General features: G+C 72.1%; 12 protein-coding genes. 5 read left to right on the forward strand and 7 right to left on the reverse strand.

The features are described from left to right. Nucleotides 1-48: 48 nt before the first annotated feature. From ACFHWE_RS05280 to ACFHWE_RS05310, 7 genes are all read right to left on the reverse strand, one after another. Nucleotides 49-708 (reverse strand): response regulator transcription factor, encoded by a 660-nt coding sequence (locus tag ACFHWE_RS05280; RefSeq protein ID WP_416599455.1) that lies wholly within the window; start codon nt 706-708, stop codon nt 49-51. Next, nucleotides 705-2,264: a sensor histidine kinase gene (locus ACFHWE_RS05285; protein WP_416599456.1), complete on the reverse strand. Its 1,560-nt coding sequence runs from the start codon at nt 2,262-2,264 to the stop codon at nt 705-707. The genes ACFHWE_RS05280 and ACFHWE_RS05285 overlap by 4 nt, the downstream gene beginning before the upstream one ends. Beyond that, complete coding sequence (locus ACFHWE_RS05290) at nt 2,254-2,583, reverse strand: hypothetical protein (protein ID WP_416599457.1); 330 nt, start codon at nt 2,581-2,583, stop codon at nt 2,254-2,256. Before ACFHWE_RS05290 ends, ACFHWE_RS05285 begins: the two co-directional genes overlap by 11 nt. A 61-nt stretch (nt 2,584-2,644) precedes the next feature. Then, complete coding sequence (locus tag ACFHWE_RS05295; RefSeq protein WP_416599476.1) at nt 2,645-3,514, reverse strand: DMT family transporter; 870 nt, start codon at nt 3,512-3,514, stop codon at nt 2,645-2,647. A gap of 55 nt (nt 3,515-3,569) precedes the next feature. Beyond that, nucleotides 3,570-4,541 carry an ABC transporter ATP-binding protein gene (locus ACFHWE_RS05300; RefSeq protein ID WP_416599458.1) on the reverse strand — a complete coding sequence of 324 codons (972 nt, stop codon included), beginning with the start codon at nt 4,539-4,541 and terminating at the stop codon, nt 3,570-3,572. A gap of 3 nt (nt 4,542-4,544) precedes the next feature. Further along, nucleotides 4,545-5,381, reverse strand: a complete 837-nt coding sequence (locus tag ACFHWE_RS05305; protein ID WP_416599459.1) for an ABC transporter permease — start codon at nt 5,379-5,381, stop codon at nt 4,545-4,547. Beyond that, nucleotides 5,374-6,174, reverse strand: a complete 801-nt coding sequence (locus ACFHWE_RS05310) for an ABC transporter permease (protein ID WP_416599460.1) — start codon at nt 6,172-6,174, stop codon at nt 5,374-5,376. The genes ACFHWE_RS05305 and ACFHWE_RS05310 overlap by 8 nt, the downstream gene beginning before the upstream one ends. Before the next feature lie 125 nt (nt 6,175-6,299). Between ACFHWE_RS05310 and ACFHWE_RS05315 the strand changes: the two genes are divergently transcribed. The 5 genes from ACFHWE_RS05315 to ACFHWE_RS05335 all read left to right on the forward strand — a co-directional run bounded on the left by ACFHWE_RS05315 (nt 6,300) and on the right by ACFHWE_RS05335 (nt 11,549). Next, nucleotides 6,300-7,064, forward strand: coding sequence for an SDR family oxidoreductase (locus tag ACFHWE_RS05315; protein ID WP_416599461.1), 765 nt, complete (start codon nt 6,300-6,302; stop codon nt 7,062-7,064). Nucleotides 7,065-7,177: 113 nt separating this feature from the next. Further along, nucleotides 7,178-8,017: an ACT domain-containing protein gene (locus ACFHWE_RS05320; protein ID WP_416599462.1), complete on the forward strand. Its 840-nt coding sequence runs from the start codon at nt 7,178-7,180 to the stop codon at nt 8,015-8,017. A 121-nt stretch (nt 8,018-8,138) separates the two neighbouring features. Further along, a complete protein-coding gene (locus tag ACFHWE_RS05325; protein WP_416599463.1) occupies nt 8,139-9,884 on the forward strand; it encodes a choice-of-anchor I family protein in 1,746 nt (581 codons plus the stop codon). Between the two features lie 74 nt (nt 9,885-9,958). Continuing rightward, the gene (locus ACFHWE_RS05330; protein WP_416599464.1) at nt 9,959-10,714 is read left to right on the forward strand and encodes a protein phosphatase 2C domain-containing protein; all 756 of its coding nucleotides are present in this window, start codon (nt 9,959-9,961) and stop codon (nt 10,712-10,714) included. Between the two features lie 418 nt (nt 10,715-11,132). Continuing rightward, complete coding sequence (locus ACFHWE_RS05335; RefSeq protein WP_416599465.1) at nt 11,133-11,549, forward strand: hypothetical protein; 417 nt, start codon at nt 11,133-11,135, stop codon at nt 11,547-11,549. The last annotated feature ends 155 nt before the right edge of the window (nt 11,550-11,704 follow it).

An 11,704-nucleotide genomic window follows, 5' to 3' on the forward strand; every position in this document is an offset into this window, starting at 1 on the left:
ACGCCGCCGTGAGCGCCACATGAGGGGGCCTTCATGAAGACGCGGGCGTCACTCCAGCAGCCGGTACCCCATGCCGCGCACCGTCGTGATCCGGTCCGCCCCCACCTTGCGGCGCAGCGCCCGCACGAACACGTCCACGACATTGGACCCGGGATCGTGGTCGTAGCCCCACACGTGCGACAGCATCTGCTGACGGCTGAGCACCTGCCCCGGGTGGCGCATCAACAGCTCCAGCAAGGCGAACTCGCGGGCCGTGAGGTCGGTGGCCGTGCCCGCCACGTCCACCCGCCGCGTACGCAGGTCCAGGGCGAGCCCGGCCGCCCGCAGCACCGTCGTCTCCACCGCCCGCTCCGGGCGCATGCGCAGCCGCACCCGCGCGAGCAGCTCCTCGAACCGGAACGGTTTGGTGACGTAGTCGTCCGCACCGGTCTCCAGGCCCGTCACCGTGTCGCGCACGCCGTCGCGCGCGGTCAGGATGACCACGGGGACGTCGACGCCCAGCGCCCGGACCCGCCGCAGGACGTCGAACCCGTCGGTGTCCGGCAGCCCCAGGTCCAGCAGCATGAGGTCGAACCCACCGGTGACGGCGTAGTCGACCGCCTCAGTACCGGTGCCGACCACGGTGGTCGCGAACCCGCTGGCGGCCAGGCCCTTGCACACGAAGGAGGCGATCCGCTCCTCGTCCTCGACGATCAGGATCCGGCTCACGTGTTCTCCCTTCCGAGGGGGACGACGAGGGTGAAGGTGGAGCCTCGCCCCGGCACCGACCGCAGGTCCACGCGGCCGTGGTGGGCCTCGGCGATGGCGCGGACGATGGCCAGCCCGAGCCCGGCGCCCCGGTCCGAGCCGGCAGGGCCGCCGCGCGCGAAGCGCTCGAAGATCCGGCCCTGGTCCTCGGGCGGGATGCCCGGCCCCCGGTCGGCGACCCAGATCAGCACGTCGGAGCCGCTCACGGTGGAACCGATCCGGACGGTGGACCCGGGTTCGGTGTGCCGGACGGCGTTGGCGGCCAACTGCACGACCGCCTGGGTGACGCGCTGGGGGTCGAGCCGGGCGGTGTCCTCGGCCACCGCCTCCAACCGCCAGTCCCGATCGCCGAGGCGGCGCGCCTTGGCGTCGATGTCGCTGGTCAGCTCGGCCAACGACACCTCCTCGGGTTGGAGGAAGTCGGGCCGCCGTGCCTTGGCGAGCAGCAGCAGGTCCTCCACGATCCGCGCCATCCGATCCAGTTCGTCGGTGACCAGGCGGACCACCTCGCGGCGCTCCTCCGGGTCGTCGCCCATGAGTTCGAGGTGGCCGCGGACGATGGTGATGGGTGTGCGCAGCTCGTGCCCGGCGTCGTCCAGGAAACGGCGCTGGTCCAGGAAGGCACCCTCCAGACGGTCCAGCATGTGGTTGAACTGCTCGGCCAGGGCCGCCACGTCGTCCTTCCCGGACACCTCGATACGCCGGGTGAGATCCTCCTCGGTGATGTGCGCGGCGGCCTGGCGGACGAGGCGCACGGGGGCCAGGACACGGCCCGCCACCCACCACGCCGCGGTGCCCGCCATCAGCAGGCCGACCAGGCTGACCAGGGCGACCGTCCGCACGGTGGCGGCGACCTCGGAGCCGCCCGGTTCCGTGAAGTATCCGATGACGAACCACCCGTCGGAACCCTCCCCGGGAGGGTGGACGAGGATCTTCTCCCACGCCAGCGCCCCGGCCGGGGTGTCGAGGGTGCCGCGTGCGTCCGGTGAGTCGAGGATCGCGCCGACCAGCTCCGGGTCGGCGGACACGTCGTAGAGGGGTTCGGGTCCCTGCCGGATGCGCCCCTCGGTCGCCGCCGAAGAAGGGCTGCCCGGCCCAGTCGGGGGCGGGTCCACCCAGCCGAAGAGGATCTCCTCCCGGGCGGGGTACTGCCGTTCCAGGTGGACCGTGATGAGGGTGTGCACGTCGGTGAAGGGTGCCCCGGTGTCCGGATCCCGGCCGACCTGCGCGAACTCCTGGAGTTCGGCGATTTCCTGGGTGAGGGCGCGGTCGGTCTCGTCCCGGGCGCTCTCGGCGAGCGCGCTCCAGGTGAGGCCGTTGACCAGGACTAGGACGGCGGACATCAGGGCGAGGACCCACCCCGTGATGACGAGCCGGGCAGGGACGCGCCTGTGCTGGCGCGGTTCAGGCGGTGGACCGTCCATGACCACCGTGGGCAGGACCGACGTGTCCCGGGACGAGGGGTCGACCGTGCTCTGCTCCGGTTGGTGCGGACCGGAGAAGGCGTCAGTCGTCATCGTCGTCTCCGTCGTCGTCCAGGCCGTCGCAGTCGTCGTCATCGTCGTCATCGTCGTCGTCCGGCCCGTCATCCGAGTCGTCGTCATCGTCGTCGACGCACGGTGGGGCGGAAGCGGCATCGGTGACCGGAGGGGGCGGCACCACGACGTTCGCGTCGGGTGTCCGGGCGGTCGGCTCGGCCGAGGACTCCCCGAGGGTCACCTCCTCGGGCACCCGGGCCTGGGGCTCGGACCCCTGCGACGCCCACGCGAACACACCGCCTCCGATCAGGGTCGCGGCGAGTACGGCACCTACCAGGAAGAATACGGGTGATCTCATGGGAACGAGCATGGCGGTCCACAGCGGGGGCCCACGTGAAGCCCACATGAGGAAACCTTCATCAGGGGAGCGGTGACACCGCCGCGGCCGACTCACCGTCGCGGGGCACCGTGAGCAGCCGGATGCCGTACCCGGCCAGGACCGCGCACACCACGGCCACCGCCGCGCCCGCCCAGCCACCCGTGTAGGACTCGCCCATGAACGCCACCCCGACCACGGACGCCGCCACCGGGTTGGTGAACGTGGTGATGCCCAGCGGTGCCCCCAACTCCATGCCCTGGTAGGCGGCCTGTGCCAGGAAGAGCCCGAACACCGCGATCACCGGGGTGGCCAGCGCAGCCGGGTGCACCAGCCCCGCGGCACCGGTCGCGGCGATGACGGCGACGGCGGTCTTGACCGTGGCGGAGGACACCCCGAAGGCCACCCCCGCCGCACCGGAGAGCAGGTAGCTGCGCCAGGACGCCGACGGGAGCCGCCCGGCGATCCACGCGGTCACCGCCAGCGCGGCCGTGGTCCCCGCCCCCACCAGCAAGGAGTCGGCGGTGTCCATGGTCCCCCCGCCGCCGTTGGTGACCGTCACCGCGAGCAGGACGCCCAGCGCCACCATGGTGAACGCCGCGCCGCGCCACTCCTCACGGGTCACCCGCCGGCCGTCGAGCCGCGCCGACCAGGGGATGCCGAACACCAGGACCAGGACGCCGAGCGGCTGGATCACGGTGAGCGGCGCGAAGGAGACCGCCCCCACCTGGAACCCCGCACGCCCACCGTTGAACACCAGCGAAACCCACCACAGGGGGTGCCATAGCAGTTCGGCGACGCGGTGGCGGTCGGTGAGCGGGGCGCGCACCGCGACCGCGAGCCGGCGCTGCGCCACCGCCGCTGCCGTGTACGCCGCGCACGACAGCAGCGCGAACACGATCCCCAGCCACATTCCCATGCCCGCCATCATGCCGCCCGCCCGTGCATGGGCGCGCCCGGGGCCGTGCCTACACCGCCGAGGGCGACCCGCTCCGGTACAGGGCCGCCACCACGCTCTCGATATCGGGTTCGCGCAGGGTCAGGTCCACGACCTCGTGGGCTCCGGCGACCTCCGAGATCACCCGCGCCGGGTTGGCCGACAGCTCCAGCCACTGCCGGGGCCCCTCCACCCGGGTGCAGTGCCCGCCCGGAACCTCGATCGGTGGCGCCGGGGCGGCCAGGTCGACCACCAGGACGCGGGGCACCGGCACACTCGCGCGCAGGCCGTCGAGCCCGCCGTCGTAGGCGATCCCGCCCCGGTCGACCACCACCACCCGCTCGCACAGCCGCTCCACGTCGCCGAGGTCGTGCGTGGTGAGCAGGATCGTCGTCCCCTCCCGCTCGTTGAGCCGCAGGAGGAACTCACGGATCGTCGACTTGCTCACCACGTCCAGCCCGATGGTCGGCTCGTCCAGCACAAGCAGCCGGGGGCCGTGCAGCAGCGCCGCCGCCAGGTCCCCGCGCATGCGCTGGCCCAGACTGAGCTGGCGCACGGGTGTGGACAGGAACGGGCCCAGTTCCAGCACCCCGGTGAGTTCGGCGAGGCGGCGCGCGTGATCGTCGGCCGGGACCCGGTACAGGTGCCGGGTCAGCGCCAGGCTGTCCCGGAGCGGCAGGTCCCACCACAGGCTGGTGCGCTGGCCGAACACCACTCCGATCCGGGAGGCCAGCCGCGTGCGCTCGCGCGAGGGGTCCAGTCCGGTCACCCGCACCCGGCCCGAGGTCGGGGTGAGGATGCCGGTGAGCATCTTCATCGTGGAGCTCTTGCCCGCGCCGTTGGGCCCCAGGTACCCCACGATCTCGCCGGGGTGCACGGTCAGGTCCACGTCTCGGACGGCGCTGACGGTGCGCCTCCGGCGGCGCAGGAAGGGGCCCTCCCGGACCGTGAAGTCCCGGCCCAGGCCGACGGCCTCGACGACGGGTGCGTGTTCTGGGGACATGGGTCAACTCCCGGTGGATCGGTAGCGGCGCAGTCCGGACCGCCACGCCGCGGTGGCCAGGACGCACGACAGGGCGGCGACGGCGGGCGCGGCCCACCGCAGCGCGTCGGACAGCCCCGTGGGGTCGGACCGGCCGAGCAGGTACAGGGCGGGCTGCCAGCTCACGAAGGCGAGCGGGATCGCGAACGTCACCGCCCGCACGATGTCGCGCCCGTACAGGGCCAGGGGATACTCGGTCAGGGCCTGCCCGCCGTAGGTGAGGGAGTTGGCGGCCTCACGGGCGTCGGTGGCCACGAACTGCGTACACGAGGCGGTCACCCACACGGCGCAGCAGAGGGTGATCGAGGAGACCAGCAGCACCGGCAGCATGAGGGCGCGGGAGGGGGTCCAGTCGATGTCGCACACCGTGAGGGAGACGGCCAGCACCGCCAGGGAGGGGAGGACCTTGCCGAACCGTCTCGGTGAGAACCCGTCGGTGGCCAGTTGGACCAGCGGTGACACCGGGCGCACCAGCATCGCGTCGAAGGAACCCGTCCGGATGTGCTGCCCGAGCCTCTCCACCGATCCCATGAGCAGGTCGGCGCAGCCGAACGCCGTCGCGGCCAGCGCGTAGACCAGCAGCCCCTCCCAGACGGTGAAACCGACCAGCGTGCCCGCGTGCCCGAACACGACGGCCACCGCGCCCATCTCCGCGGCCGACGCCAGCACGACCATGCCGGTCAACAGGAGCAGGGAGGCCGGGTACTGGGCCAGTGCCCGGCACCACGTCCACGCGAGGCGCACGTAGGTCCGCAGGGTCCACGACAGGCGCTCCGGGGCCGGGGCATGGGTCTCAGCCACCCTGGACCACCACCCGGCGTGTCGCGCGCGTGGCCGTCCAGGCACCGAGGGCGAGCAGAACGACGGCCCAGGCCGCCTGGACCGCCAGCCCGCCGGGCACACCACCGCCGGGCAGGGTGTCCTTGCCGAGCAGCACATCGGCGGGGACCTGGACCGTCGACGCCCACGGCAGCAGCCGCAGCACCTCGCCGACGGCGGCCGGGAACAGCGGCAGGGGCAGCAGCATCCCCGCGGCCACCGGGCCCAGCAGCCCGGCCACCGCCCACACGCCACGGGTGTCCAGGAGCCAGAAGCCCGACAGCGCGTACAGGTAGCGCAGTCCGAACGAGACGACGACGGCCAGCGCGAACGAGGCCAGGACGGCGGTCCAGCGCAGGGCGCCGTCGGGCAGCCGGAGATCGAACAGGACCGCCCCGACACAGAAGGTGGGCACGGACCGGAAGAGAAGTTGGAACGCGGCGCGGCCGAGGTCGTCGAACAGCCACCACGCGGTGAGGGACACCGGGCGCAACAGGTCGGTGGCGACGGCTCCACTGCGGACGCGTTCGTCCAGGTCCAGCGGCGGACCCATGACGGCGACCGCGGCGATGAGCGCCTGGGCGACGAAGACCTGGGTGACGGCGTCGCCGGAGTCGTAGCCGTTGATCTCCGGACGTACCGCGAACAGTGCGAGGAGCACCAGCGCGTTGATGGCGCCGAAGACGCAGTTGGTGAGCAGCCCCGCGAACGTGGCGGCGCGGTAGGCGGAATAGCGGCGCAGCCCCAGGGCGAACACCGCGGGATAGACGCGCACAGGCGTACACTCCCTGGCGGATCGGGATCGTGCTTGTGGAAGGTGGGCACGTCCCTGGTCTCGCACAGGTCCGGGTCGCCGTGAGTGGCAGACGCTAGCACAGTCCCGGCGGGGAAGGGGAAACGATGACGCCGACCGACACCGAGGGCCGCGGGGTCGTGGTCGTGACGGGGGCCGGGTCCGGTCTGGGCCGCGCCACCGCCGTTCGGCTGCTCGCCGACGGCTACTCCGTCGTCCTGGCGGGACGGACCAGGGTGACCCTGGAGGGTACCGCCGACGGGCACCCCCGAGCGGTGGTCGCCGAGACCGACGTGGCTTCTCCCGACTCGGTGCGCGCGCTCTTCGACACCGTCCGGGAGCGGTTCGGCAGGGTGGACGTCCTGGTCAACAACGCCGGGGTGTTCGGCCCCGCCGCGGCCGTGGACACGATCACCGACGAGGACTGGGCCGAGGTCGTCGCCACCAACGTCAGCGGGTCGATGTACTGTGCCCGGGAGGCCGCCTGGCTCATGAAGGAGCAGACGCCCCGGGGCGGCCGGATCATCAACAACGGGTCGGTGTCGGCGCACGTGCCGCGCCCCGACAGCGTCGCCTACACGGTCAGCAAGCACGCTGTCTCCGGGCTGACCGCTTCCATGAACCTCGACCTGCGCGGCCACGGGATCGCCTGCACGCAGATCGACGTGGGCAACGCCGCCACCGAGATGGTGGCGGGGCTCGGCGCCGGGGGAGGGGCCCTCCAGGCCGACGGCTCCCGCAGGTCCGAGGCGGTGATCGACCCGGAGCACGTGGCGTCCACGATCGCCCACATCGTGTCCCTGCCCGCCGACGTGTCCGTGCCGACGGTGACCGTCATGGCACGGGAGATGCCGTTCGCCGGCCGGGGTTAGGTGCTCCGGGCCCGACGGCGTAAGGCATTCCGTGACTCTTCTCACGCAGAGTCGTTACCTGGACTTCACAGAGTGACGAACCGTCGCAACGCGCGGCGGGCACCGTGAACGGTATGGACGATGTCGAAGGCAACCACGCATCCGATGACCACACGCGCCCCGGCTTCCTCAGCCGCGAGGCGCTCGACCTGGGCGTACTCCTCCTCGCCGCCGGGGCCGCGCACGTGCTCGTGCTCTCCCTGGGGCACAGTGACCACGGTGTCCAGCTCCTGATCGCCATGGGGGCGCTCCTCGTGGCCGCCACCGCGCTGCACCGCTGGCACCGGCACCGCAGCGGGGCCAAGAAGCGCGCCCGCGCGGTCGGCCTGGGGCCGCCGGGCGCGCCGCGGCTCCGCGCACCCGAGTCCGGGGATCGGCTGTGGAGCGTGCGCGTCACCCTCGCCGACGTCCCCGGCGGGCTGGCCGAGCTCACCGCCTGCTTCGCCGCCCTCGGGGTCGACATAAGGCACATGCACGTCCACCCGGGTGGGGTGGAGACCACCGACGAGTTCCTGGTCAACGCCCCGGCGCACCTGAACGAGGAGGACCTGTACTCGGCGGTCCACGGCACGGGTGTGCGTGAGGCGATCGTGCGCCCCGCCGACGTCCACGAGCTCAGCGACACCACGAGCCGCACGCTCGCACTGGTCACCGCCCTGGTGGAGGGGGCCATGACGCTGGAGGGCGCCCTGCTGTCCCTGGCATCGGCCCAGGACGTGGAGCGCGCCGACGCGCCGCCGGAGGGCATGGAGGCCGACGACGTGTCCGGCACCACCATGGCCCTGGCCGCTGCGGACGGCGGCGTCCTCGTGGTCCGCAGGGTGGGCGTGCCGTTCACCGCCGTGGAGTTCGCCCGCTGCCGGGCCCTGGTCCGGGTGTCGGAGTCATTGCGGGTGCGGGCCCGCCGTTCCTGAGGGTGACGTCCTTCACCCAGCGTCCGGGCGGTCGTCACCCGGTATTCGGTGCTTTCTGGTTGGCTGCGCGCGGACGTGAGCACGTCCGAGATCCCCCGACCCCGAGCCACCAGGAAGCACCATGCGCAAGACCACGGCGGTGACGGCCGCCCTCGCCGTCGCTCTGGCCGCGTCCGCGTCCCCCGCCCAGGCGGACCGTGGGCACGGCCGCGACGGCGACCGCGGCCACGGCCGTTCGTCCGGTATCGAACTGTCCGTACTCGGCACCCACCACAGCGATCTCTTCGACGAGGCCGCGGCGGAGATCGTCGCCCACGACCCGGACACCCAGCGCCTGTTCGTCGTCAGCGCGGCGGCGGCCGCCGTCCAGGTCTTGGACGCTTCCGACCCGCAGGCGCCGACCAAGCTGTTCGACCTCGAACCCGTGGGCGTGACCGCCGCCGACGGCTCGACCGTCGGGGAGGGTGCCGTCGCCAACTCCGTCGCGGTGCACGACGGCCTCGTCGCCGTCGCCGTGGAGGCCGCCGACAAGACCGCCCCCGGCTGGGTGGTCCTCTTCGACACCGACGGCACCGCGCTGAACGCCCTGCGGGCGGGCGCGCTGCCCGACATGGTGACCTTTACCCCCAAGGGCCGCACCCTGCTGGTCGCCAACGAGGGCGAGCCCGCCGACGACTACTCCGCCGACCCCGAGGGCTCGGTGAGCGTGGTCGACCTCCCCCGCCGCCGCTCCTCCGTCACCGACCTCACCCAGGACGACGTGTCCACGGCCGGCTTCGGCGCCTGGGACGAGGGGCGCGAACTCCACCCCGACGTGCGCGTCTACGGCCCGGACCTGTCGACCGGCGAGCCGGGCACGCCCGGCCGGGTGGCGCGCAACCTGGAACCGGAGTACATCGCCGCCGGCGGCGAGCGCACCGCCTACGTCGTGCTCCAGGAGGCCAACGCCTTCGCGGTCCTGGACGTCAGGGACGCCGAGTTCACCGACATCGTGCCGTTCGGCCACAAGGACCACCTGGAGGAGGGGGCCGCCCTCGACGCCTCCAACCGGGACGACGCGATCCGGATCGAGAACTGGCCGGTGTACGGGATGTACCAGCCCGACAGCGCCGACACCTACCGGTGGCGCGGGCAGACCCTGCTGGTCACCGCCAACGAGGGCGACACCCGCGACTGGGACGGCTTCTCCGAGGAGTCCCGCGTGGGTTCGATGACCGAGGACGTCCCCCTGTGCGAGGACTCCCCGCGCATCCAGGGCTTCCTGGCCGACAACGAGCAGGGCATCGGGACCGTCGACGAGCTGCTCGATGACGCCCACCTGGGCCGACTGACCGCCTCCGCCGTGGACGGCCTGCGCGAGGACGGCAGTTGCTACGAGGAGATCTACTCCTACGGCGGCCGGTCCTTCTCCATCTGGACGGCCGACGGCGAGCGGCTCTTCGACTCGGGGTCGGACTTCGAGCGGATCACCGCCGAGGCCGAGCCCGACCACTTCAACGCCAACAACGACGAGAACGGCTTCGACTCGCGCAGTGACGACAAGGGCCCCGAGCCCGAGGCGATCACCATCGGCGAGGTGGACGGCCGCACCTACGCCTTCATCGGACTGGAGCGCGTCGGCGGGATCATGGTCTACGACATCACCGACCCCCGCGACGCCTCCTTCGTGCAGTACCTGAACAACCGCGACTTCTCCGCGGAGCCCGGTACCCGCGAGGTCGGCGACCTCGCCCCGGAGGGCATGGCCTTCATCGACGCGGAGGACTCCCCGATCAGGGGCGTACCGGTGCTGGCCGTGGCCCACGAGGTGAGCGGTACGACGACGCTGTTTCGGATCGACGGGGTGAACGGCCGCGGCCGCGGCTGAGGACGCCGCCGAGCGCACGGCGCGCTCTACGGTTCGGGGGGACGGACGTACGCGCGAGACGAGAGGATCCGGGCATGCCCTTCCGCACCGCCTCCCGGCCCGGCCGGGATGACCACCCCAACGAGGACTTCGCCGCGGTGGGCGCCGACTGCGCGGTGGTCCTCGACGGGGTGACCGCTCCGCCGGGGATCGACAACGGCTGCTCGCACGGGGTGGCGTGGTTCACGCACGCACTCGGGGGCCGCCTGCTGGCTGGGATGGAGGCGGGGCTGCCGCTGAGCGTGGCCCTGACCGGGGCGATCACCGCCGTGGCCGCCCTGCACGCCGACACCTGCGACCTCACCTGTCAGGAGAGCCCTTCGGCCACGGTCGTGGCGGTACGGGTAAGCGCCGACACACTGGAGTATCTGGTGCTGTCCGACTCGGTGCTGCTGGTGGAGCGGGGGGGCGGGGTCCGGTTGGTGGCCGATACGCGGCTGGACGACCTGCGGCGGCGGCTGACCGCGGAGGGCGGGACGGTTCCGGTCCGCACCTTGCGCAATGTGCCCGGGGGGTTCTGGACGGCGGGCGCCGACCCGAGGGCGGCTGACGAGGCGGCCACGGGAACCCTGCCGCCGGGGCGGTTCGCCGCCATGACGGACGGGGCGGCTCGGGCGGTCGAGGTGTTCGGCGTGTGTACCTGGGAGGAGGCGTTCGTACTGGTCACAGCGGAGGGTCCGAATGCGCTCGTGGACCTGGTGCGGGCGCTGGAGTGGGCCGACCCGGACGGGAGGCACTACCCCCGGGGGAAGGCCCACGACGACGCCACGGTGGTCGCCTGGTCCCCGTGAACTGGTTTCGGTCTTCTTTAATTCGTAATTTTGGATCTATCTTTTTCGGTATAAGGAACTCCTGATCCCCTATTGACAGGAGAGGCGGAAGGAGTGATCTTCCGCATTCTCCAGGCGGCGTCGCCTGTGCGCTCTATCGTGCTTTCTCGGTACTTTTCGGGCCGTTGAACAGCGATGACGGCCTTGAACGGCGTGTTCCGTCCGGAAGGTTCGCGGCGTTTCGACCCCCCGGAGCGCCGGACACTTTTCCGTGTCGTGTTCATCCGGTAGATTTCTCCGTAACCGATCAGTCGGGCTTCGCTCCGCAGCGTCCACCCCTGATCCCGGTTCCTCTTCCCTGACACGTACGCGCACCCCGGCCCTCCGGCGGTGCGTACAGTCCGTGGTCCCCGAGTGCACCCGCTGGAAAGGAGACGGTGTGAGCCCTGCGGACGTCCTCGAACCGACCGGCCCCCAGAAATCCCTCGCGGGCACCGGTTGGCTGGACCAGTTGCTCGCCACGCCCACGGGGCATGTCGTCGAGCGCCCCATCCGCGTGCGCGACCGCGACGGCTACCACCGCCGCCCGGACCCCACACAGGCCACCACCCCAGCCGAGTTCCTGTTCACCATGCGCCGCTACCTGGTCTGGGCGGGGGACTGGTCCTACCGGGACCTGGAGTACCTGTGCGGCGGCGCGGTCAAGGCCGCGACCTTCCAAGACGTACTCGAAGGGGACCGACTGCCGCGCTACGTGTTCCTGATGGCCTTCGTCACCGCCTGCGCCGGTGAGGACGAGAGTGAGCGCCGCCGCTGGGTCGACGCCTGGCGGCGCATCCACCGCACCCACCTCTGAGCAGTGCCGCGCACGGCACGCGCGACGGCTCCGGGACCGGTCCCGGAGCCGTCAGGGTGACGGTCAGCCGAAGAGGTCCTCGGGGCGGTCGACGGTTGCGGCGCGGCGCATCCAGGTGTGGAGGGTCTCCAGGTCGGTGCAGCCGGTGATCCTGG

Source organism: Nocardiopsis sp. LOL_012, from assembly GCF_048060475.1.
Taxonomy (GTDB): Bacteria; Actinomycetota; Actinomycetes; order Streptosporangiales; family Streptosporangiaceae; genus Nocardiopsis.